Consider the following 21,438-nt stretch of genomic DNA (forward strand, 5'->3'; position numbering starts at 1 on the left):
CGCCGGCAGCGCAAACCGGCGCCGCGCTGTCGCTACAATCCGTTGCGTTCCCCCTGCCCCGCGAGTGCCCCGATGAGCCACCACCGCACGCTGGACGCCTTCACCCATGCGCACGACTTCCTCGGCGATCGCCACGAGCGCAATGCGCGCCGGACCTGGGCGGTGGTCGCGCTGACCGCGGCGATGATGCTGGTGGAGATCGTCGCCGGCTGGTGGACCGGCTCGATGGCGCTGCTCGCCGACGGCATGCACATGGCCACCCATGCCGGGGCGCTGTCGATCGCCGGCTTCGCCTACTGGTTCGCGCGCCGCCACCGGCACGATCCGCGCTTCAGCTTCGGCACCGGCAAGGTCGGCGACCTGGCCGGGTTCTGCAGCGCGCTGATCCTGGCCCTGATCGCGCTCGGCATCGGCGTGGAGTCGGCGCTGCGCCTGGCGCAGCCGGTCCACATCGCCTACGACGAGGCGATCTGGATCGCGTCCTTGGGCCTGTTGGTGAACCTGGTCAGCGCCTGGATGCTCGGTGCCGACCATCACCATGGTCACGATCACAGCCACGATCACGATCACAGCCACGATCACGGGCACGGCCATTCCCACGCGGCGCAGGCGTCGGCCGCGCAGCGCCACGCACATCACGACCACGACCACGACCACGACGATCATGCACACGGGCACGGGCATGGGCACGATCATGCCCACGCCCCTGGGCCCGACCATACGCATGGCAGCAGTGACCACGCCACGCACGCGCACACCGACAACAACCTGCGCTCGGCCTACGTGCACATGCTGGCCGATGCGCTGACCTCGGTGCTGGCGATCGTGGCCCTGCTGCTGGCCAAGACCCTGGGCTGGCTGTGGATGGACGCGCTGATGGGCATCGTCGGCGCCATCGTCATCGCGCGCTGGTCGCTGGGCTTGTTGCGCGACACCGGCGCGGTGCTGCTCGACGCCTCGGCGCCGGCCGCCTTGCAGGCGCAGATCCGGCAACGCCTGGAACAGGACGACGAGCGCATCGCCGACCTGCACGTGTGGCGGATCGGTCCCGGCCAGCATGCGGCGATCGTGTCGCTGGTGACCCACCGGCCGCGGCCGGCGGCGTTCTATCACGCGCGCCTGGAAGGCGTGGCGACACTGGGGCACGTCAGCATCGAAGTGCAGACCTGCCCCGATTGAGCCGGCCCGGCGTGGCCGCAGCCGGCGTTCGGCGCCTCAGCGGTCGCCGACCACGTCCACGTCCTTGTCCGGCACGTAGCGGAAGGTGCCGGCGGCGAAGGCCGGGTTGCGCTTCCAGCCGCTGAAGCTGATCTCGGTGCGCTGGCCGACCGCATCGACCACCTCCATCCGCGCCAGGCCGTTTCCGTCGAAGCCGAGCTTGGCGATCTGGAAGCTGGCCTCGGTGTCCACCTTCGGCGTCATCGACAGCCACTGCAGGCCGTCGCGCGCCACCGCTTCCTCGCTGACGTCGTACTGGCGGTCCAGCTTGCCCGGGTCGATCAGCGCGGTCAGCGGGCTGTTCTGCTCCTCGGCGCCCTGGGTGCGCACGGTGACCTGCTTCAGGTCCGGATCGTAGACCCAGACCTTGGCGCCGTCGGCGACGATCAGCTGCGTATAGGGCTTGCGGTATTCCCAGCGGAACAGGCGCGGCGCCGACAGCGCGACGCGGCCGCTGGCGGTTTCCTTCAGCGCGCCCTTGCCGTCATAGACTTTCTGCGCGAACTGGCCGTCCAGGCCCTTGAGCCCGCGGGTGAAGGTGTTCAGGTCGTCGCGCGCGCCGGCGAAGGCGCTGCCGGCCAGCAGCGCGCTGGCGAGGACGGTATAGCGGAGTGTGCGAAGCATGCGGATGGGGTTCCGGATGGAGTGTGGGAAGTGTGCCGCGAACAAGCTGAATAGGCGATCAGACCCCGATGCGCTCAGTGCCCGGTCTGCATGCGGCCGAGGTCGCCGTACAGGATCTGGCCGCGGAAGCCGCGCCGCACCTGCTGGTACAGCTCGCGGAACGCGGCGTAGTCCTGCGGCTGGCACAGCGCCTGCGGGCCATGCACCGCACGCCGGTGCAGCGTGTGCGTGGCGACCACCGTCTGCCCGTCGCGCACCCAGGTCGCGGCGTATTCGCCGGCGGCGTTGCGGAAATGGGTGTCGGCCGGGATCGCGATGATCGGCACGCTGTCCGGGAAGGTCAGCCGGTAGGTCTCGCTGCGCGCGTTGTCGTTGCAGTAGAACGGGGTCAGGTTGCGCTCGGCCGAGGTAGTCGCATAGACCCCGCGCACCGAATCGGCGCCGGGCATCTGCGGCAGGGTCATGCCGCCGACCACGCCGAAGTCGACGTAGTCGCTGGCACGGAACCGGTAGGCGTAGCCGAACGGCCGGCTCAGGTCCTGCGGCGCGCCCTGCAGCTCCAGTTCGCCGCTGCCGTCGAAGCCGGACGCGGCCAGGATCGATTCCTCGATGCGGGTGCGGTTCTGCGTATTGAGCTGCACGAACATGGTGCGCAGGCCGATCTCGCCGATCTGGCCGCTGTCCAGCCGGGTGGTGCCGCTCAGGCTGCCGTCGGCGGCGAAGCGGTAGTCGGCCTCGGCCTGGTACAGGTTCAGCCGCGCATCGTTGGGCGGGGTCCGCGCCACGCTGCCGTCGACGGTGTGCAGCACCGGCACGCCGAGATCGCCGGCCGGCAGCTGGCCGAAGCGCGCGTAGGGATTGGTCGAGTCCACGTACAGCTTGAACTCGGGCAGATAGGTGATGGCGTGGTTGAAGCGGCCGAGCACCGGCACCTCGGGCAGGGTCGGCCCGCCTTCGGCGCCGATCAGCACCGGCGTGCTGGCGATGCCCTTGGCCGCCAGCAGCGCCTCCAGCACCACGGTGTGGTCCTTGCAGTCGCCGTAGTGGTTGTCGAGGATACTGTCGGCGCTGTTCGGCTCCAGCCCGCCGTTGCCCAGGTACACCGCCACGTAGCGGATGTTGCGCGCCACCCATTCGTACAGCGCCGCGGCCTGTGCGCGGCGGTCGCCGATGCCGGCGGTGATCTGCTCGGCGCGGGCGCGCACCTTCGGCGTGACCTGCGCGGCGACGCCGCTGCTGCGCTGGTAGGCCTGGCCCATCTGCGACCAGCGGCGGAAGCTGCTGGCCATGATGGTCGGGCTGAACTCCCAGGTCGCCGCCGCCCAGTTCTGGCTCTTCATCGGCTCGCGGCGCTGGTAGCGCCATTCCCAGCGCGCCTGCGCGCCGTCGATCTTCGGCGTGTCGGCGCCGTCCACCCCGCGCGTGGACACGTGCATCGGCATGCGCCGCGGCGCGACCAGGGTCACCGTCGCGTCGTCGTACTGGGAGAACACGCTGAAGGTCTCCCACAGGCTGAAATAGCCCGGGAAGTACGGCACGGTCTGGGTGCGGCGCACCCGGTACACCAGCCGCGTGCCCGGCATCAGGTTGGGGAACACCACCACCTTGACCTTGCGGTCGGCGTACATCGCCGCCGAGGCGCTGGAGTAGCTTTCCTGGGTGTAGATCTTGTCGGCCGGCACGTCGTGGCGCAGCCCGTCCGGGGTGATCGCGTAGGCCGCCAGCACCTCCAGCGTCTCCAGCTTCTCGCTGTAGCTCAGCCGCACCTGGCTGAACTTGTCCACGCCGGCCTTGGTCTTCAGCAGCAGCTCGTACTCGTCGGTCTCCACGCTGCTGGCGTCGTCGCGCACCTCGTAGTCGGCGCGGTAGCGCACGTAGCTGTAGTTGTTGGCGACTTCGGGCGTGGCCGCTGCAGGGCTGGCCGCTGCGGCGGCAGCGGCTGGCGGCTGCGCGGCGGCGGCGGATCCGGCCACGGCAAGGACGGCGCACAGCAACAGGCGCACGGTGCAGGCGGTTCGGGACATCGGCAACGGCAGCGGGCGGGAACGGCCGCCAGCATCGCATGCGGCGCTGCGCCGGGTGGTTCCGATGGCCGGGAACCGGGATGCGGGCCGCGTCGCGCGTCTCACTTCGGCGGCGGCGGCGCCAGCACGCTGCGGTCGCCGTTGTGTTCGGGCGGGCTGACCACGCCGGCCGCCTCCATCGCTTCGATCAACCGCGCGGCGCGGTTGTAGCCGATCTTCAGCCGCCGCTGCACGCCGGAGATCGACGCGCGGCGGGTCTCGGTGACGATGCGCAGGGCTTCGTCGTACAGCGGGTCGGATTCGTCCCCGCCGCCGCTGCTCTCCGGCAGGCCGGTGGCGCCTACCACGGTGCCGTCGCCCATGGTCTGCACCTCGTCGAGCACGCCCTCGATGTAGTCGGCCGGGCCGCTGGCCTTGAGGTGCTCGACCACGCGGTGCACTTCCTCGTCGCTGACGAAGGCGCCGTGCACGCGGTCGGGCATCGCCGTGCCCGGCGGCAGGTACAGCATGTCGCCGTGGCCGAGCAGGGTCTCGGCGCCGGACTGGTCGAGGATGGTGCGCGAGTCGATCTTGGAGCTGACCTGGAACGCGATGCGGGTCGGGATGTTGGCCTTGATCAGGCCGGTGATCACGTCCACCGACGGGCGCTGGGTGGCCAGGATCAGGTGGATGCCGGCGGCGCGCGCCTTCTGCGCCAGGCGCGCGATCAGCTCTTCGACCTTCTTGCCGACGATCATCATCATGTCGGCGAATTCGTCGATGAAGATGACGATGAACGGCAGCGTGTCCAGCGGCCGCGGCGCCTCGGCCAGGTCCGGGTTGGGCTTGAACAGCGGGTCCATCATCGGCTGCCCGGCGTCCTGCGCGTCCTTGACCTTCTTGTTGAAGCCGGCCAGGTTGCGCACCCCGACCGTGCTCATCAGCTTGTAGCGGCGCTCCATCTCCGCCACGCACCAGCGCAGGCCGTTGGCGGCCTCCTTCATGTCGGTGACCACCGGCGCCAGCAGGTGCGGGATGCCCTGGTAGACGCTCAGCTCGAGCATCTTCGGGTCGATCATCAGCATCCGCAGTTCCTTGGCCGAGGCCTTGTACAGCAGGCTCAGCACCATCGCGTTGACCGCCACCGACTTGCCCGAGCCGGTGGTGCCGGCGACCAGCAGGTGCGGCATGCGCGCCAGGTCGGCCACGGTCGGGCGGCCGGCGATGTCCTTGCCCAGCGCCAGGGTCAGCGGGCTGGCCGACTTGTCGTATTCCTTGGAGCGCAGCAGCTCGCTGAGATAGATCATCTCGCGGCTGACGTTGGGGATCTCCAGGCCGACCACCGACTTGCCCGGGATCACGTCGACCACGCGCACCGACTTCACCGACAGGCCGCGCGCGATGTCCTTGTCCAGCGAGCTGATCTGGCTGACCTTGACGCCCGGCGCCGGCTCGATCTCGAAGCGGGTGATCACCGGGCCCGGATAGGCGCCGACCACCTGCGCCTCGATGCGGAAGTCCTTGAGCTTGAACTCGATCTGCCGCGACAGGGTCTCCAGGGTTTCCTCGGAATAGCCCTTGGTCTGCGGCTTGGGATCGTCGAGCAGGGCCAGCGGCGGGATGCCGGACTGGTCGCCGCCGGTCCCGTGGAACAGCGGGATCTGCTGCTCGCGCTTGGCCCGCTCGCTCTTCTCCACCACCGGCGCCGGCGGCGGCTCGATCTTGACCGGTTCGCGCTTGGCGCGCTGCACCGCATCGACCTTGCGCACTTCCTCGCGTTCCTCGCGCATGGCGCGGGTCTGCTGCCATTCGTTGGCCTGCTGGCTGCCGCGCCGGGCCAGCGTCGGCAGGGTCATCACCGCGCGGCCGATGCGCTCCATCACCGCGAACCAGGACAACCCGGTGGCCAGGGTGATCGACACCAGCAGCAGCACCAGCACGAACAGGTTGCTGCCCAGCGCGCCGAAGCCGGCGGTCAGCGAACTGCCGACCAGCTTGCCGAGGATGCCGCCGGCACCGGCCACGTCGCCGCTGAACAGGCGCAGGTGCAGCAGCCCGGTGCCGGCGATCAGGAAACCGACGATCCCGACCAGGCGCAGCGCCGGGCCCAGGTCGGCCTCGCCGTCGCCATCGCTGTCCATGCCGAACAGCGCGATCCAGGAGACCGCGCCGATCACCACCGGCAGCAGGAACGCCACGTAGCCGAACAGCTGCAGCAGCACGTCGGCGATCCAGGCGCCGAACTTGCCGCCCATGTTGTGCACCGGCGCGACCACGCTGCCGGTATGCGACCAGCCCGGGTCGGTCGCCGAATAGGTGGCCAGGCTGGCCAGCAGGTACAACAGCAGCGGCGCGATCGCGATCAGCGCCAGGTCGCGCCACAGCTTCTGCCGACGCGGATTGGCCGCGGCGGCCTGCTTGCGTGCGGCCGCATTGGCGCCCTGGGATTTGCCGCGTTCCGGAACCTGCTTCGCCACGCTATGACCAGACCTTAGAAATACACCGTTAGTGATTGATAATAAACGAATCGGATCGGCATTTCAGCAGTCGGCACCGGATCGGCAGGCGAAGCCTGAATCGTCCAGCGCCCTCTTCCCCACCGCGACGCGGCGGCATGGACACGCGGCGGGCGCAAGGCGGCGCGCTGGCCGCAGGCCGCAGCGTTCTCGCCACGCGGCTTGATTCATCCCAGGCCGGCCGCCACTCTATGCGACTACGCCGGAAGCCGCGCAATGCCGCGAATCCGCCGCCATTTCCACCTCTTCGCGAGTATACATGAGCTCTTCTGTCGCCAATTCCGCCAAGCATTCCCGCCTGCTGATCCTGGGGTCGGGCCCGGCCGGCTGGACCGCCGCGGTCTACGCCGCGCGCGCCAATCTCAAGCCGGTGGTCATCACCGGCCTGCAGCAGGGCGGCCAGCTGATGACCACCACCGAGGTCGACAACTGGCCCGGCGACGCCCATGGCCTGCAGGGTCCCGACCTGATGGCGCGGATGCAGGCGCATGCCGAGCGCTTCGATACCGAGGTGATCTTCGACCACATCCACACCGCCGACCTGTCGCAACGCCCGTTCAGGCTCAGCGGCGACAGTGCCGAGTACACCTGCGACGCGCTGGTCATCGCCACCGGCGCCACCGCCAAGTACCTGGGCATCCCCTCGGAAGAAGCGTTCAAGGGCCGCGGCGTGTCCGCCTGCGCCACCTGCGACGGCTTCTTCTACAAGGACCAGGACGTGGTCGTGGTGGGCGGCGGCAACACCGCGGTGGAAGAGGCGCTGTACCTGTCCAACATCGCCCGCAAGGTCTACCTGGTGCACCGCCGCGACACCCTGCGCGCCGAGAAGATCATGCAGGACAAGCTGTTCGCCAAGGTCGCGGCGGGCAAGATCGAGACCGTCTGGCACCACGCCATCGACGAAGTGCTGGGCAACGAGGCCGGCGTCACCGGGGTGCGGGTCAAGTCCACCCAGGACGGCAGCACCCGCGAGATCGAAGCGCATGGGTTCTTCGTGGCCATCGGCCACCACCCGAACACGCAGCTGTTCGACGGCCAGCTGGCGATGAACAACGGCTACCTGGAGATCCGCTCCGGCCTCGGCGGCGCGGCCACCGAGACCTCGGTGCCGGGCGTGTTCGCCGCCGGCGACGTCGCCGACCAGCACTACCGCCAGGCGATCACCTCGGCCGGCTTCGGCTGCATGGCCGCGCTGGATGCCGAGCGCTATCTGGACAAGGGCGCTTGACCGAATCGGGCTCCCGGGCCGCCGAGCGCGGCCGCCGTGGCGTCGCGCTCGCCGGCCTGCTCGCGGCGGCGGGCGCGCTGCATGCCGAGCCCGTGGCGCCGCCGCTGACGATCGGCTCGGTGGAAGCGGCGCATATGGCGTTCTGCATGTCCCCGGAACAGGTCGATGCGCTGGCCGCGACGATGGCCGGCGGCTTGCTCGGTACCGGGGCCGACGACAGCATCAAGCTGCTGATGAGGTCGATGAGCAAGTCCGTGCGCGACACCGGCGACCGCATCACGGCCGAGGCCATCGCTGGCGATGCCGGCGCGCGGGCCGTGTTCACCCGTTTTCTCGGCGAGTGCCTGCTGGCTGGCATTCCGACAGCCGCGCAGCGCCGCGAGCGCGCCCTGGGCTGGTTGCGCGAGGACGCGGCTGGCGGCACCGCCGACGCGGCCGACACGCTTGCGGCCCTGGTCGCGCTGGGCGATCTTCCGGGCGGCGCCAGCGAAGTGCAACGCTTGCTGGCAGCGCGTCCGTCGCAGGCGCCGGCAGGCGCGAAGACCGAGGCCGCCGTGCAGAGCGAGGCGGCGCAGCAGCACCTGGCGCTGGCCTCGGCGCTGTTGCGCGGCGCGATGAGCACGTTCTCCAGCGAACTGGGCGTCAACGCGTCCGATGGCACCCAGTTGCGCTTTCTCTACCGGCCCTGCCCGGGCTCGTTCGAATCCAGCGCAGCGCAGGCGGCGGCGCCGCCGCAACGTGCCGCCGGCCTGGCTCGGGTGACGGCGCGCCTGGCGCAGTTGCCCAGGACCGGGCTTGACTGCACCGACCGGGCGCTCGCCGCGGTCGTCCTGCCGCTCTCGTTCACCGCGCCGGCCCGTCCCGAACCAGCCCGGCGATGACCCAGCAGGTACGCTGGCTGCACCGGCTCGACGAGGTCGCCGCGTCCGCTTGGGACGCCCTGCACGACGGCCGCAACCCGTTCGTCGCGCACGCGTTCCTGGCCGGCCTGGAACGGCATGGCTGCCTGCGCCCGGACTGGGGCTGGAATCCGCTACACCTGACCCTGTGGGACGGCGACGCGCTGGTCGCCGCTGCGCCGGGGTACCTGAAGACCAACTCGCACGGCGAATTCGTGTTCGACCATGCCTGGGCGCATGCCTATGCGCGCTACGGCCAGGACTATTTCCCGAAATGGCTGTGCGCGGTGCCGTATTCACCGGTGACCGGACCGCGCCTGCTGGCGCGCGACAGCGCCGGCCGCCAGGCGCTGCTGGCGGCGATGCAGGCGTTGACCCAGGCCAGCGGCCTGTCCTCGGCGCACGTGAACTTCCACAGCGCCGACGAGGACGCCGCGTTCGGCGACGACTGGCTGGCGCGCAGCGACGTGCAGTACCAGTGGCACAACGACGCCGGCTGGACCGAGTTCGATGCCTACCTGGCGGCGATGGACCACAAGCGGCGCAAGAACATCCGCCAGGAGCGGGCCAAGGTGCAGCGCGCCGGCATCGGCTTCCGCGTCGTGCACGGCGACGAGGCCAGCGCCGCCGACCTGCAGGCGATGTACGCGTTCTACCTGCGCACCTTCGACGACTACGGCAACTCGCCGGCGCTGACGCTGGAGTTCTTCTCGCATCTTGCGCGAGAAATGCCGCGTAATTTCCTGATATTCCTAGCCATTCTGGATGAAACGCCGGTAGCCGGAGCGCTGTGCCTGCGCGGTGGCGACACCTTGTACGGCCGCTACTGGGGCGGCGACACCCTGCCCGGCCTGCACTTCGAGACCTGCTACTACCAGGGCGTCGACTACTGCCTGCGCGAAGGCCTGACCCGGTTCGAGCCCGGCGCGCAGGGCGAGCACAAGATCGCCCGCGGCTTCCTGCCGCGGCTGGTGCGCAGCCGCCACTGGATCGCCGACCCCGGCTTCCGCGCGCCGCTGGCCGACTGGTGCGCGGAGGAAACCGCAGCGGTGCGCCAGCATGCGGCGACCCTGCTGCGGCACTCGCCGTTCCGCCAGGACTGAACCGCCCGCCCGATCGGCTACCCTGCGCCGATGCGCCGTCTCCCTGCCCTGCTTGCCGCCGATCCGGCCGCCCCGTTCCCGCCCGCGGCGAGCGCGCTGCGCGAACCGGAAGGCCTGCTCGCGATCGGCGGCGACCTGACCCCGACGCGCCTGCTCAATGCCTACGCGCACGGCATCTTCCCCTGGTACTCGGACGGCGATCCGATCCTGTGGTGGAGCCCGGACCCGCGCACCGTGTTCCGCAGCGACGGGGTGCGGCTGTCCTCGCGCTTCCGCCGTTCGCTGCGCCACTCGCCGTGGCGGGTGCGCGCCGACACCGCGTTCGCGCAGGTGATCGCGGCCTGCGCGCAGGCACCGCGCCGCGGCCAGGACGGGACCTGGATCACCGCCGAGATGACCGCCGCCTATGTTGCCCTGCATCGCGCCGGGCACGCGCACTCGGTGGAGGTGTTCGACGGCGAGGCACTGGTCGGCGGCATCTACGGCGTGGCGCGCGGACGCATGTTCTTCGGCGAAAGCATGTTCAGCGCGCGCAGCGGCGGTTCCAAGGTGGCGCTGGCGGCATTGGCCAGGCGCCTGCATGGCTGGGGCTGGCCGCTGATCGATGCCCAGGTCGAGAACGACCACCTGCTCAGCCTCGGCGCCGAGCGCTGGCCGCGTGCCGCGTTCCTCGACGCGATCGCCGCACTGGTGGCCGAGCCCGGCCCGGCCGGCCCGTGGACGCCGCGTTTCGGCGAACTGGCGGCCGCGGAACTGGCCTTGCCCTGAGCCGCATTAACGCAAACTTTGCATGCTGCGGCCGAGGCGAGTAAAATCCCCGCTCTTAAGGCCTTTGGCCGCACGCGAAATCGCACAGGATTACATGTCGAAAGACGACTCCATCGAATTCGAAGGCACCGTCAGCGAGACGTTGCCCAATACCACCTTCCGGGTCAAGCTGGAAAACGGGCACGAGATCATCGCCCACATCTCCGGACGCATGCGCAAGAACTACATCCGCATCCTGACCGGCGACCGGGTGAAGGTCGAGATGACCCCGTACGATCTGACCAAGGGTCGTATCACCTACCGCATGAAGTGACCGCCCCGCAGCGGTTGTAAGAAAGGCGGCCACCGGCCGCCTTCTCGTCTCTCATCGGTGACATCGCAAGGCGACTGCAGGGTCTGCAGCCGCCTTCTGTCGTGCCTGGCGTTCTAGCGCGCCATCACTCCACGGTTGCCGGCAGCAGGCGCTCCGGCTCGGCCTGGGTGTCCACCACCAGCTCGCCGTCCTGCACGTCGATGGTGACGCGGCCGCCGCCGACCAGCTTGCCGAACAGCAGCTCGTCCGCCAGCGGGCGCTTGACCTTGTCCTGGATCACCCGCGCCATCGGCCGCGCGCCCATCAGCGGGTCGAAGCCGTGCTGGGCCAGCCAGTCGCGCGCGGTCGGCGTGGCCGACAGCGACACGTGCTTCTCCTGCAGCAACATCTCCAGTTCGATGATGAACTTGTCGACCACGCGCAGGATGTGGCTGAACGCCAGCGGCTGGAACTGCACCACCGCGTCCAGGCGGTTGCGGAATTCCGGGGTGAAGCTGCGGCGGATGGTTTCCATCGCGTCGGTGGAATGGTCCTGCTTGGTGAAGCCGATCGAGCGCCGCGAGGCCTGGGTGGCACCGGCATTGGTGGTCATCACCAGGATCACGTTCTTGAAGTTGGCCTCGCGCCCGTTGGTGTCGGTCAGCACGCCGCGGTCCATGACCTGCAACAGGATGTTGAAGATGTCCGGATGCGCCTTCTCCACCTCGTCCAGCAGCAGCACGCAGTGCGGGGTCTTGACGATCTTCTCGGTCAGCAGGCCGCCCTGGTCGAAGCCGACATAGCCGGGAGGCGCGCCGATCAGGCGGCTGATCGAATGCGGCTCCATGTACTCGGACATGTCGAAGCGCACCAGCTCGATGCCCAGCTGCAGCGCCAGCTGCTTGGTCACCTCGGTCTTGCCGACGCCGGTGGGGCCGGCGAACAGGAAGTTGCCGATCGGCTTTTCCGGATTGGCCAGGCCCGAACGCGCCAGCTTGATCGACGAGGCCAGCGTCTCGATCGCCGGATCCTGGCCGAAGATCACCATCTTCAGGTTGCGCTCCAGGTGCTGCAGCACGTCCTTGTCGGTGGCGCTGACCTGCTTGGCCGGGATCCGCGCCATCTTGGCGACGATGGTCTCGATCTCCTCGATGTCGATCAGCTCCTTGCGCACGCCCTGCGGCAACAGCCGCTGGCGCGCGCCGGCCTCGTCCATTACGTCGATCGCCTTGTCCGGCAGCAGGCGGTCGCCGATGTGCTTCACCGACAGGTCCACCGCCGCCTGCAGCGCGTCGTCGGCGTAGGTCACGCCGTGGTGCGCCTCGTACTTGGGCTTCAGGCCCTGCAGGATCTCGAAGGTCTCGCCCACGGTCGGCTCGACGATGTCGATCTTCTGGAAGCGCCGCGCCAGCGCGCGGTCCTTCTCGAAGATGCCGCGGTATTCCTGGAACGTGGTCGAGCCGATGCAGCGCAGATCGCCCGAGGCCAGCGCCGGCTTGATCAGGTTGGAGGCGTCCATGGTGCCGCCCGACGCCGAGCCGGCGCCGATGATGGTGTGGATCTCGTCGATGAACAGCACCGCGTTGGGCACCTTCTTCAGCGAGGTCAGCACGCCCTTCAGGCGCTTCTCGAAATCGCCGCGGTACTTGGTGCCGGCGACCAGCGCGCCCAGGTCCAGCGAGTAGATGACCGCGTCGGCCAGCACCTCGGGCACGCTGCCCTCGACGATGCGCTTGGCCAGGCCCTCGGCGATCGCGGTCTTGCCGACGCCGGCCTCGCCCACGTACAGCGGGTTGTTCTTGCGCCGGCGGCACAGCACCTGGATGGTGCGCTCGATCTCGTCGGCACGGCCGACCAGCGGGTCGATGCGGCCGTTGCGCGCCTGTTCGTTCAGGTTGCTGGCGTATTCGGCCAGCGCGTCGCCCTTGGGCTCGCCCTCGCCCGCCTCGCCCTTGGCTTCGCCGTCGGACGGCGCCGGGCTTTCGCCCTCCTCGCCGAGCTTGGCGATGCCGTGCGACAGGTAGTTGACGATGTCGAGCCGGGTGATGTCCTGCTGATTCAGGAAATACACCGCATGCGAATCCTTTTCGCCGAAGATCGCGACCAGCACGTTGGCGCCGGTGACCTCCTTCTTGCCCGAGGACTGCACGTGGTAGACCGCGCGCTGCAGCACCCGCTGGAAGCCCAGCGTGGGTTGCGTGTCGCGGCCGTCGTCTTCGGCCAGGCGCGACACCGAGGCTTCGATGGCCTGCTCCAGCTCGCCGCGCAGGCGTTCGGTATCGGCGCCGCAGGCTTTCAGCACCGCCTGCGCCGAGGGGTTGTCGAGCAATGCCAACAACAGGTGTTCGACCGTCATGAACTCGTGACGGGCTTCCCGGGCGCGCTTGTAGCACTGGCCGATGGTTTGCTCGAGATCTTTGCTGAACATGGTTCACTCCGACGTCTGTTGCCAACAATATGCGGCTGGAGTTGCGAATTTCCACAACCCTATCGGATCAGTGTGTTCAGACCGCGTTAGTCCGGGCAAACCGGTGACCGACGCTTACCAATATCAGGCTTTTTCCATCGTGCACAACAGGGGATGCTGGTTCATCCGCGAAAACTCGTTGACCTGAGCTACCTTGGATTCAGCCACTTCGCGGGTGTACACCCCGCAAACGCCGCGGCCGCGGGTATGCACGTGCAGCATCACCTGCGTGGCCTTCTCCAGGTCCAGCGAGAAAAACTGCTGCAACACGGTCACCACGAAGTCCATCGGGGTGTAGTCGTCGTTCAGCAACAGCACTTGGTACATCGGCGGGCGGGCGACTTCGGGCTTGCCGGTCTCCACCATTACGCCGTGGTCGTGGTCTGAAGAATTCTTGCGAGGCATGCGCCGATTATATACGGCGGCTGTCGGCCCGGATTGGACGATCGCCGATCCTGCCCGCACAATTCCCCTTCTTTGATGGCGCAACGCATGCAATCGACGAATTTCCGCACGGCCGCCCTGCTCGCCGCGCTCCTGGTAGCCTCTGTGCCAGCCGCCGCCGCGCCGGACCAGGCGCTGGGCAAGCGCCTGAAGGCGATGGGCTACGACGTCCAGGCCGATGCCGACGGCGACTACCAGTTGCTGTTCGGCCTGCGCGAACAGGGCCGCGAGCGCCAGCAGCTGATCTACGTGCGCTCGCCGGTGGAGAGCTTCGGCAGCCACCGCATCCGCGAGATCTGGTCGCCTGCCTACCAGGCCAAGGGCGACACCCTGCCCGCCGCGGTCGCCAACCGCCTGCTGGAAGACGCCCAGGCCGACATCCTCGGCGGCTGGGTGCGCCAGGGCGGCACGGCGGTGTTCGTGGTCAAGGTCGCCGCCGATGCCGACGACACCGCCTTGCGCGAGGCGCTGGAAGCGGCCGCGCGCGGCGCCGACGCGATGGATGCCGAACTCAACGCCGGCAAGGACGCGTTCTGATGGCGCTGGCCCCCGGCCCCTGGCAGCCCGACGTGACCGTGGCCACGGTGGTGGTCCGCGACGGGCGCCTGCTGCAGGTGGAGGAGTCCATCGCCGGCGCGCTGGTGCTGAACCAGCCGGCCGGACACCTGGAGCCGGACGAGAGCCTGCTGCAGGCGGCGCTGCGCGAGACGCTGGAGGAGACCGGCTGGCAGGTGCGGCTGACCGCGTTCATCGGCGCCTACCAATGGAAGGCCGACAACGGCCGCCACTACCTGCGCTTCGCCTTCGCCGCCGAGCCGGTGGCGCACGACCCGCAGCGTCCGCTGGACGACGGCATCGTGCGCGCGCTGTGGATGACCCCGGCCGAGCTGCAGGCCGCCGCGCCGCGCTGGCGCAGCCCGCTGGTGTGGCAGGTGGCCGCCGATTTCCTCGCCGGCAAGCGCTATCCGCTCGAACTGGTGCGGCAACTGGCATGAACGGCGCGCGGATCATGGTCGGCGTCTCCGGCGGGGTCGATTCGTCGGTGGCGGCCTGGCAACTGGTGCAGCAAGGCGCCGACGTGGCCGGCCTGTTCATGCAGAACTGGGCCGACGACGGCAGTGGCGACTGCCGCGCCGAGGACGACCGCCGCGACGCGGTGGCGGTGTGCGGCCTGCTCGGCATGCCGTTCCACTTCCGCGATTTCTCGCAGGAATACTGGCAAGGCGTGTTCGCCCACTTCCTGGCCGAATACGCCGCCGGGCGCACCCCGAACCCGGACGTGCTGTGCAACCGCGAGGTCAAGTTCAAGCATTTCCTGGATGCGGCGCGCGAACTGGGCGCCGAGCGCATCGCGACCGGCCACTACGCCCGGGTGGCGTTCGCCGACGGCCGCTGGCGGCTGCTGCGCGGGGTGGACCGCAACAAGGACCAGAGCTATTTCCTGCACCAGCTCGGCCAGGCGCAGCTGGCCGCGACCCTGTTCCCGGTCGGCGAGCTGCCCAAGGAACAGGTGCGGCGCATCGCCCGCGAGGCCGGCCTGCCGACCCATGCGAAGAAGGACTCCACCGGCATCTGCTTCATCGGCGAGCGCGACTTCCGCGAGTTCCTCGGCCGCTACCTGCCGGCCCGGCGCGGCGAGATCCGCGACCCGCAGGACCAGGTCGTGGCCGAGCATCCGGGGGTGTTCTATTTCACCCTGGGCCAGCGCGAGGGCCTGAACATCGGCGGCGTGCGCGGCCGCGCGGCCGCGCCGTGGTACGTGGTCGGCAAGGACGTGGCGCGCAACGTGCTGTACGTGGACCAGGATCGCGACAGCCCGCATCTGATGTCCACCCAGCTGCAGTCCGAAGCCGCCCACTGGATCGCCGGATCGGCGCCGGCGCGACGCTTCGACTGCACCGCGCAGACCCGTTACCGCCAGGCCGACGAGCCGTGCACGGTCGAGGTGGCCGACGACGGCACCCTGGCGGTGCGCTTCGCCCGCCCGCAGCGCGCCGTGACCCCCGGCCAGTCGCTGGTGCTGTACCAGGGCGACGAGTGCCTGGGCGGCGCCGTGATCGCCACCACCGATGCCCCGCTGCAACGCCGTCTGGCGCAGCGCACCGATCTACATGAGGAAACCACCCGATGACCGATTCCATGGACGCGCGCGTGCTGGCGCTGGCCGGCGTCGCCCAGGCCCTGCAGCAGGTCCGGCGCATCGCCGAGACCGGGCAGTCCGAGGCGTCGCTGGTGCGGACCCTGCTGGACAGCGTGTTCCGCACCGATGCCGACACCCCGGAGGCGGTCTATGGCCGGGTCGGCGACGTCGCGCCCGGGCTGCGCCTGCTGCACAACTATTTCCGCAACCAGGGCCAGGACGAGGCGCTGCCGCGGCTGGCGCTGGCGGTGCTGCAACTGGAGCGGCGCTTCGTGCGCGACACCGAGACCAGCGCCAAGGTCACCGCCGGCATCGCCCGGATCGCGCCGAGGCTGGCCGAGCACGCCGACAGCGCGCATCCGGAGGTGATCGGCGCGCTCGGCCAGCTGTATGCCGACACCATCAGCCACCTGCGTCCGCGGGTGATGGTGCAGGGCAATCCGCATTACCTGGGCCAGGCCGGGGTGGTGGCGGAGATCCGCGCGCTGCTGCTGGCCGCGGTGCGCTCGGCGGTGCTGTGGCGGCAGATGGGCGGCAGCCTGTGGGATTTCCTGCTGGCCAAGCGGCGCATGATCGACGCGGTGGACCGCGCGCTGGGCTGAGCGCGGCGCTGGCGCCGCCGGCGCGGGCTCGATGCAGCGCACGTTTCGCCGCGCGGACGCGATCGGCAGCACACCGCGGCTAAAGACCGAGGGGGTACGGCCGATACAGCAATCGTGAATCTGCCGAGAACGTCCATGTACTCACGCCTCCTGATCCGTCTGGCTGCTCCGCTCGCCCTGACGCTGCTGTTCCCCATCGCCGCCGGTTTCGATTGGCCGGCCCCGGTCCGTTGGGCCATCCTCACCACGATGACGTTGAGTTGGCTGGGCTTCGCCGCCTGGACAGCCTATAGCCAGAGCCGGCGTTCGCCGGAGCAGTCCAAGATCATGCGCGAGCAGGATCAGCTGCTGAGCGAACTGCGCAGCTTCGTCGGCAACGAGATCGACGGCTCGCGCAGCGAGATCGAACGGGCCCGCGAACTGATCCGCCAGGCGGTCAGCGGCCTGGGCGGCAGCTTCGAGGCGATGAACCGCAAGTCGCGGCAGCAGAGCGTGGCGCTGGCCCGGATCGTGGATCGCGCCGGCGACGACGGCGGTGCCGGGGTCGACGTGGCCCGCTTCGCCCAGCATGCCAGCCAGCGCATGGAGCAATTGGTCGAGGCGCTGGAACAGGTCAGCGGCCAGAGCAGCGCCACGGTGCATTACATCGACGACATGTCGCAGCACCTGGACGGCATCTTCGCCCTGCTGGAGGACGTCAAGTCGATCGCCGACCAGACCAATCTGCTGGCGTTGAACGCGGCGATCGAAGCGGCGCGTGCCGGCGAGGCGGGCCGCGGCTTCGCGGTGGTCGCCGACGAGGTGCGCAACCTGTCCGAGCGCTCGACCACCTTCAACGAGCAGATCCGCAAGCTGGCGCACAGCTCCAAGGACGCCATCGCCAAGGTCCGCGAGACGGTCTCGCACATGGCCTCGCGCGACATGGACCGCTCCCGCGAGGCGCGCGCCGAGGCCGCGTCGATGCTGGACAACGTGGCGGCGATCAACAACTCGCTGGGCGAAGGCATGCGCGAGATCTCCGAGTGCGGCCGCGCCATCGACAGCAGCGTCGCCGAAGCGGTACGCGCCCTGCAGTTCGAGGACATCGCGACCCAGGCCCTGGGTGGCGTGCATACCCACCTGGACCGCCTGACCGCGATCAACCGCGAGGCCGTGGCCCTGCAGGAACTGCTGCATCGCAACGGCGGCGTGTTCGACAGCGAGTTGGTCGATGCGCTGCAACGGGTCGGCACCCGCCTGCGCGAGATGCGCGTGGAGTGGGAGCGTCCGCCGCACAAGCCGGTGGCGCAGCAGAGCATGGGCGCCGGCACCGTCGAGCTGTTCTGACCGACACCGCGTGCACCCTGCCATACCATGAAACGACCAGTCCCCGGCCCTGTCCGGGGCTTGTCGTGTCTGCCTTCCTCCGACCGTTCGAGCCGATGCCTTTCCAGTCCCAGTCCCGAGTCGAGGCCATGTCCTGCGACGACCTGAGCGCCGAGCACGGCGCCCTGCCCGCTCGCGCGCACCCGGCACCGGGTGTGGCCGCCAACGTCACGCCCGTCGCGGCGCGGCGCCAGCCGGGCAGCGCGCTGCGGCAGCTGGAAATGCTGGCGCAGGACGAACTGCGGCAGATGCTCGGCGGGCGTGGCCCGATGGCGCAGAGCGACGGCATCGCCGACCTGATCTGGGCCGGCCTGGCCTGGGACATGGGCCTGAGCGGGACCGCCATCGCCGCGGCCGGCACGCCGCACCCGCTGCCCGGCTACGCGGCACTTTGCGACAACGACTGAATCGGTCTGCGCGCTAGCGCCGCCATCTGCGCTTGCGGATGCAGCCACCAGACCGCATCGCGACATCGCCACGGCCGCCGATCCGCTGGCTCGTCGACGTGCGCGATGGCTTGGCCCCGCCAACCCTGTAGAAACGGCTTCAGCCGCGACCGGGCGTTCCTGGTGAGGCCCGGTCGCGGCTGAAGCCGCTCCTACAAGGGCGCGGGCGAACCAGCTAGCTCGGGTTCTCCAGCGAGAACAGGTCCGCCTGCTTGTCGTAGGCGAAGTACTCCGCGTAGCGCGCCCAGCTGATCACCGCCTGCACGGTTTCGGCCGCATAGTCCTCGGACATGTGGTCTTCCAGCTCGTCGCGGAAACGCCGCGCCGGCGCATGGTGGGTCGGGCGTTCGTCGAGCACGCGGCGGATGTGCGCGGCCAGCGGCACGTAGGTGGCCAGGTGCTGGGCGAACATCTGCTTGCGCGCGTCGGTGCCCAGTTCGGCGAAGCGTTGCCCGGCCGGGGTCAGCTGCAGGTCGCCCTGCTCGAACACGGCGAAGCGCAGCAACTGCAGGGTTTCGGCGATCGGGAACAGTTCGTCCACTTCCAGCTGCAGGCTGGCCGCCAGCGGCGGCAGGTCGGCGCGGCCGTGGTAGGGCTCGGCCGCCACCGCTTCGACCAGGCCGGCCAGCAGGTTGCTCGACACCCGCGGCAGCACCATCGCGATGCCGCTGCCGGGGAACACGCCTTCGCGCGCCTGCGGCCGCTGCGGGCTGGCGGTCATGCGCGCGTAGATGTCGTCGACCAGGGCGCGGAACGCCGGCGCCAGGCGGTTGCGCGGCTGCGGCAGGGTGACCTGGATCTCGCCGATCACCCGGCCCGGATTGGCGCCGAAGATCACGATGCGGTCGCACATCAGCACCGCTTCCTCGATGTTGTGGGTGACCATCAGGATCGACTCGATCGGCATGCGCCCTTCCGACCACAGGTCGAGCAGGTCGGTGCGCAGGGTCTCGGCGGTCAGCACGTCCAGCGCGGAGAACGGCTCGTCCATCAGCAGCAGTTTCGGCCGCACCACCAGCGCGCGGGCCAGGCCGACGCGCTGGCGCATGCCGCCGGACAATTCCTTCGGGTAGGCGCCCTCGTAGCCGTCCAGGCCGATCAGGTCGATCGCCGCCAGCGCCCGCCGGCGGCGTTCGTCGGCGGCCACGCCGCGCGCCTCCAGGCCGACCTCCACGTTCTGCAGCACGGTCAGCCACGGGAACAGCGCGAAGCTCTGGAACACCATCGCGATGTCGTCGATCGCCTGGGTCGGGATGGCGTCGCGGAACGCGATGCTGCCGGCGCTGGGCTGCAGCAGCCCGGCGATGGCACGCAGCAGCGTGGACTTGCCGGAGCCGGAGCGTCCGAGCAGGCCGACGATCTGGCCCGAATGCAGGGTCAGGTCGACATCGTCCAGCACCACCAGCGGCGTCGCCCCGCCCTTGTCGTAGCTCTTGCGCACGCCGTGCACGCGGACCAGCGGGGCGCGCTCGGGCGCGCTTGCGGAAAAGGTCATGGTCGGAATCTCCAAGGATGGTCAGTCGAAGCGCAGGCGGCGTTCGGCGAAGGCGTACAGGCGCCGCCACACCGCGCGGTTGAAGACGGTCACGAACAGCGACATCACCGCCACCCCGAGCAGCACCCGCGCGCCGTCGCCGGCGGCGGTGGCGCGGGCGATGTAGGAGCCCAGCCCGTAGGCCTGCACCTGGGTGTCGCCCCAACTGGCGAGTTCGGCGACGATGCTGGCGTTCCACGAGCCGCCGGAGGCGGTCAGCGCGCCGGTGATGTAGTACGGGAAGATGCCCGGCAGGATCACCCGCCGCCACCAGGTCCACGAGCGCAGCTGGTAGACCGTGGCCGCCTCGCGCAGGTCGGTGGGAAACGCGCTGGCGCCGGCGATCACGTTGAACAGGATGTACCACTGCGTGCCCAGGATCATCAGCGGCGACAGCCAGATGTTGGGATTGGCGCCGGTGGCGACGATCGCCAGCACCGCGAACGGGAACAGCACGTTGGCCGGGAACGCGGCCAGGAACTGCGCCAGCGGCTGCACCCGCTGCGCCACCTTCGGGCGCAATCCGATCCACACCCCGATCGGCACCCACACCACGCTGGCCAGCGCGATCAGCACCACCACCCGCAGCAGCGTGGCCAGGCCGCCGCCGAACGCCTCGGCCAGGTCGTGCAGGCGCAGGTGCTGGCGGCCGTAGTCGAACGCGAACCAGGCCGCGGCCAGTCCCGCGAGCGCCAGCGCCGCGCTCCATAGGCGGTCGCCCCAGACGTTGCCGCTGGCGTCCTGCACGGACGCCGACGCGGGACGCGGGCGCCGCGGCGCCCAGCGCAGCAGCAAGGTGCGCTGCCAGACCCAGGCCAGCGGCGCGACCAGGCGCTTGGCCAGGCGGGTGCGCCGCAGCAGGTCGTACAGCCACGATTGCGGCTTGTCCTGCGAGGCGGTGAGTTCGGCGCGGAACTTGTCCGACCAGGCGACGATGGGGCGGAACAGCAACTGGTCGTACAGCACGATCAGAACACCCATCGCCAGCACCGCCCAGCCGACCGCGGCGAAATTGCGCTGCGCGATCGCCAACGCCAGGTAGGAGCCGATGCCGGGCAGTTCCAGGGTGTGGTCGCCGACCGTGATCGCTTCGGAGGCGACCACGAAGAACCAGCCGCCGGACATCGACATCATCATGTTCCAGATCAGCGCCGGCGTCGCATACGGCGCTTCCAGCCGCCAGAAGCGCTGCCACGACGACAGGCCGAAGCCGCGCGTGACCTCGTCCAGGTCGCGCGGCACGTTGCGCAGCGACTGGTAGAACGAGTACGCCATGTTCCAGGCCTGGCTGGTGAAGATGGCGAAGATCGAGGCCAGTTCCGCGCCGATCTGGCGGCCGGGAAACAGGCCCAGGAAGAAGGTCACGGTGAAGGTCAGGAAGCCCAGCACCGGCACCGACTGCAGGATGTCCAGCGCCGGCACGATCAACCGCTCGGCGCGGCGGCTCTTGGCCGCCAGGGTCGCCACGACGAAGGTGAACATGAGCGAGGCGGCCATCGCCGCGAACATGCGCAAGGTGGTGCGCAGGCCGTATTCGGGAAGCTGGCGCAGATCCAGCGAGACCGCTTCGGTGCCCGGCGGCGGCAGCGGCGCGCGCATGTCGGCGGCGCCGTGCAACAGCAGCACGCCCAGCGCCAGCAGCAGCGCGAACACCGCCAGATCGTGGAAATTGGGCAGCACGCCGGGGCGTGCGGCGACAGTACCGGGCGCGTTGCGGTCGCGGGGGAATAGCACCATGGGAAGGTTCCGGCAGGACGGCGGCGCCAGCTGCGCCGCACGGATGGTAGGG

At 69.7% G+C, this 21,438-nt stretch carries 19 protein-coding genes; 12 read left to right on the plus strand and 7 right to left on the minus strand.

Annotated elements, in window-relative coordinates; translation table 11 throughout:
* The first annotated feature begins 72 nt into the window (after positions 1-72).
* On the plus strand, positions 73-1,179 hold the full coding sequence (gene dmeF, locus JR064_RS05080) for a CDF family Co(II)/Ni(II) efflux transporter DmeF (protein WP_206229023.1): 1,107 nt from the start codon (positions 73-75) through the stop codon (positions 1,177-1,179).
* A 36-nt stretch (positions 1,180-1,215) separates the two neighbouring features.
* Here the strand turns inward: dmeF and lolA are convergent, their stop codons facing one another.
* The 3 genes from lolA to JR064_RS05095 form a co-directional block, all read right to left on the minus strand.
* Positions 1,216-1,842 carry an outer membrane lipoprotein periplasmic chaperone LolA gene (gene lolA / locus JR064_RS05085; RefSeq protein ID WP_191824226.1) on the minus strand — a complete coding sequence of 209 codons (627 nt, stop codon included), beginning with the start codon at positions 1,840-1,842 and terminating at the stop codon, positions 1,216-1,218.
* Between the two features lie 74 nt (positions 1,843-1,916).
* The gene (locus JR064_RS05090; protein ID WP_241092866.1) at positions 1,917-3,866 is read right to left on the minus strand and encodes a DUF3857 domain-containing protein; all 1,950 of its coding nucleotides are present in this window, start codon (positions 3,864-3,866) and stop codon (positions 1,917-1,919) included.
* A 101-nt stretch (positions 3,867-3,967) separates the two neighbouring features.
* Entirely contained in the window at positions 3,968-6,322 is a 2,355-nt protein-coding gene (locus JR064_RS05095; protein ID WP_206229024.1) for a DNA translocase FtsK 4TM domain-containing protein, read from the minus strand.
* Between the two features lie 298 nt (positions 6,323-6,620).
* Here JR064_RS05095 and trxB point away from each other — a divergent pair, with 298 nt between their 5' ends.
* The 5 genes from trxB to infA all read left to right on the plus strand — a co-directional run bounded on the left by trxB (position 6,621) and on the right by infA (position 10,672).
* Positions 6,621-7,589 (plus strand): thioredoxin-disulfide reductase, encoded by a 969-nt coding sequence (gene trxB / locus JR064_RS05100; RefSeq protein WP_179564606.1) that lies wholly within the window; start codon positions 6,621-6,623, stop codon positions 7,587-7,589.
* A complete protein-coding gene (locus JR064_RS05105; protein ID WP_206229025.1) occupies positions 7,586-8,470 on the plus strand; it encodes a hypothetical protein in 885 nt (294 codons plus the stop codon). Before trxB ends, JR064_RS05105 begins: the two co-directional genes overlap by 4 nt.
* Positions 8,467-9,591: a GNAT family N-acetyltransferase gene (locus JR064_RS05110; RefSeq protein WP_206229026.1), complete on the plus strand. Its 1,125-nt coding sequence runs from the start codon at positions 8,467-8,469 to the stop codon at positions 9,589-9,591. Before JR064_RS05105 ends, JR064_RS05110 begins: the two co-directional genes overlap by 4 nt.
* Before the next feature lie 30 nt (positions 9,592-9,621).
* Positions 9,622-10,359 carry a leucyl/phenylalanyl-tRNA--protein transferase gene (aat, locus tag JR064_RS05115; protein ID WP_191824229.1) on the plus strand — a complete coding sequence of 246 codons (738 nt, stop codon included), beginning with the start codon at positions 9,622-9,624 and terminating at the stop codon, positions 10,357-10,359.
* 94 nt (positions 10,360-10,453) lie between these two features.
* Positions 10,454-10,672: a translation initiation factor IF-1 gene (gene infA / locus JR064_RS05120; RefSeq protein ID WP_004425677.1), complete on the plus strand. Its 219-nt coding sequence runs from the start codon at positions 10,454-10,456 to the stop codon at positions 10,670-10,672.
* Between the two features lie 124 nt (positions 10,673-10,796).
* Here the strand turns inward: infA and clpA are convergent, their stop codons facing one another.
* Positions 10,797-13,079: an ATP-dependent Clp protease ATP-binding subunit ClpA gene (clpA, locus tag JR064_RS05125; RefSeq protein WP_179564598.1), complete on the minus strand. Its 2,283-nt coding sequence runs from the start codon at positions 13,077-13,079 to the stop codon at positions 10,797-10,799.
* Positions 13,080-13,202: 123 nt separating this feature from the next.
* Positions 13,203-13,523, minus strand: a complete 321-nt coding sequence (clpS, locus tag JR064_RS05130; protein ID WP_046979857.1) for an ATP-dependent Clp protease adapter ClpS — start codon at positions 13,521-13,523, stop codon at positions 13,203-13,205.
* Positions 13,524-13,598: 75 nt separating this feature from the next.
* Here clpS and JR064_RS05135 point away from each other — a divergent pair, with 75 nt between their 5' ends.
* The 6 genes from JR064_RS05135 to JR064_RS05160 all read left to right on the plus strand — a co-directional run bounded on the left by JR064_RS05135 (position 13,599) and on the right by JR064_RS05160 (position 18,076).
* Positions 13,599-14,099: a hypothetical protein gene (locus tag JR064_RS05135; protein ID WP_206229027.1), complete on the plus strand. Its 501-nt coding sequence runs from the start codon at positions 13,599-13,601 to the stop codon at positions 14,097-14,099.
* The gene (locus tag JR064_RS05140) at positions 14,099-14,557 is read left to right on the plus strand and encodes an NUDIX hydrolase (protein ID WP_206229028.1); all 459 of its coding nucleotides are present in this window, start codon (positions 14,099-14,101) and stop codon (positions 14,555-14,557) included. The genes JR064_RS05135 and JR064_RS05140 overlap by 1 nt, the downstream gene beginning before the upstream one ends.
* A complete protein-coding gene (mnmA, locus tag JR064_RS05145; RefSeq protein WP_206229029.1) occupies positions 14,554-15,693 on the plus strand; it encodes a tRNA 2-thiouridine(34) synthase MnmA in 1,140 nt (379 codons plus the stop codon). The genes JR064_RS05140 and mnmA overlap by 4 nt, the downstream gene beginning before the upstream one ends.
* The gene (hflD, locus tag JR064_RS05150; protein WP_191824232.1) at positions 15,690-16,304 is read left to right on the plus strand and encodes a high frequency lysogenization protein HflD; all 615 of its coding nucleotides are present in this window, start codon (positions 15,690-15,692) and stop codon (positions 16,302-16,304) included. The genes mnmA and hflD overlap by 4 nt, the downstream gene beginning before the upstream one ends.
* 135 nt (positions 16,305-16,439) lie before the next feature.
* Positions 16,440-17,630 (plus strand): methyl-accepting chemotaxis protein, encoded by a 1,191-nt coding sequence (locus tag JR064_RS05155; RefSeq protein WP_179564590.1) that lies wholly within the window; start codon positions 16,440-16,442, stop codon positions 17,628-17,630.
* 128 nt (positions 17,631-17,758) lie between these two features.
* Positions 17,759-18,076 carry a hypothetical protein gene (locus JR064_RS05160; protein WP_179564588.1) on the plus strand — a complete coding sequence of 106 codons (318 nt, stop codon included), beginning with the start codon at positions 17,759-17,761 and terminating at the stop codon, positions 18,074-18,076.
* 214 nt (positions 18,077-18,290) lie between these two features.
* Here the strand turns inward: JR064_RS05160 and JR064_RS05165 are convergent, their stop codons facing one another.
* The gene (locus tag JR064_RS05165; protein ID WP_206229030.1) at positions 18,291-19,610 is read right to left on the minus strand and encodes an ABC transporter ATP-binding protein; all 1,320 of its coding nucleotides are present in this window, start codon (positions 19,608-19,610) and stop codon (positions 18,291-18,293) included.
* Positions 19,611-19,631: 21 nt separating this feature from the next.
* Positions 19,632-21,386: an ABC transporter permease gene (locus JR064_RS05170; protein ID WP_206229031.1), complete on the minus strand. Its 1,755-nt coding sequence runs from the start codon at positions 21,384-21,386 to the stop codon at positions 19,632-19,634.
* Positions 21,387-21,438: the final 52 nt, after the last annotated feature.

Origin of the sequence: Xanthomonas bonasiae (assembly GCF_017163705.1) — a bacterium.
GTDB classification, from domain to species: Bacteria; Pseudomonadota; Gammaproteobacteria; order Xanthomonadales; family Xanthomonadaceae; genus Xanthomonas_A; species Xanthomonas_A bonasiae.

What these genes read in the sequence shown, in the direction of transcription:
- dmeF (WP_206229023.1), top strand. Translation starts at nt 73, where the DNA reads ATGAGCCACCACCGCACGCTGGACGCCTTCACCCATGCGCACGACTTC.
- lolA (WP_191824226.1), bottom strand. Translation starts at nt 1,842, where the DNA reads ATGCTTCGCACACTCCGCTATACCGTCCTCGCCAGCGCGCTGCTGGCC.
- JR064_RS05090 (WP_241092866.1), bottom strand. Translation starts at nt 3,866, where the DNA reads ATGTCCCGAACCGCCTGCACCGTGCGCCTGTTGCTGTGCGCCGTCCTT.
- trxB (WP_179564606.1), top strand. Translation starts at nt 6,621, where the DNA reads ATGAGCTCTTCTGTCGCCAATTCCGCCAAGCATTCCCGCCTGCTGATC.
- JR064_RS05110 (WP_206229026.1), top strand. Translation starts at nt 8,467, where the DNA reads ATGACCCAGCAGGTACGCTGGCTGCACCGGCTCGACGAGGTCGCCGCG.
- aat (WP_191824229.1), top strand. Translation starts at nt 9,622, where the DNA reads ATGCGCCGTCTCCCTGCCCTGCTTGCCGCCGATCCGGCCGCCCCGTTC.
- infA (WP_004425677.1), top strand. Translation starts at nt 10,454, where the DNA reads ATGTCGAAAGACGACTCCATCGAATTCGAAGGCACCGTCAGCGAGACG.
- clpA (WP_179564598.1), bottom strand. Translation starts at nt 13,079, where the DNA reads ATGTTCAGCAAAGATCTCGAGCAAACCATCGGCCAGTGCTACAAGCGC.
- clpS (WP_046979857.1), bottom strand. Translation starts at nt 13,523, where the DNA reads ATGCCTCGCAAGAATTCTTCAGACCACGACCACGGCGTAATGGTGGAG.
- JR064_RS05135 (WP_206229027.1), top strand. Translation starts at nt 13,599, where the DNA reads ATGGCGCAACGCATGCAATCGACGAATTTCCGCACGGCCGCCCTGCTC.
- JR064_RS05140 (WP_206229028.1), top strand. Translation starts at nt 14,099, where the DNA reads ATGGCGCTGGCCCCCGGCCCCTGGCAGCCCGACGTGACCGTGGCCACG.
- mnmA (WP_206229029.1), top strand. Translation starts at nt 14,554, where the DNA reads ATGAACGGCGCGCGGATCATGGTCGGCGTCTCCGGCGGGGTCGATTCG.
- hflD (WP_191824232.1), top strand. Translation starts at nt 15,690, where the DNA reads ATGACCGATTCCATGGACGCGCGCGTGCTGGCGCTGGCCGGCGTCGCC.
- JR064_RS05155 (WP_179564590.1), top strand. Translation starts at nt 16,440, where the DNA reads ATGTACTCACGCCTCCTGATCCGTCTGGCTGCTCCGCTCGCCCTGACG.
- JR064_RS05160 (WP_179564588.1), top strand. Translation starts at nt 17,759, where the DNA reads ATGTCCTGCGACGACCTGAGCGCCGAGCACGGCGCCCTGCCCGCTCGC.
- JR064_RS05165 (WP_206229030.1), bottom strand. Translation starts at nt 19,610, where the DNA reads ATGACCTTTTCCGCAAGCGCGCCCGAGCGCGCCCCGCTGGTCCGCGTG.
- JR064_RS05170 (WP_206229031.1), bottom strand. Translation starts at nt 21,386, where the DNA reads ATGGTGCTATTCCCCCGCGACCGCAACGCGCCCGGTACTGTCGCCGCA.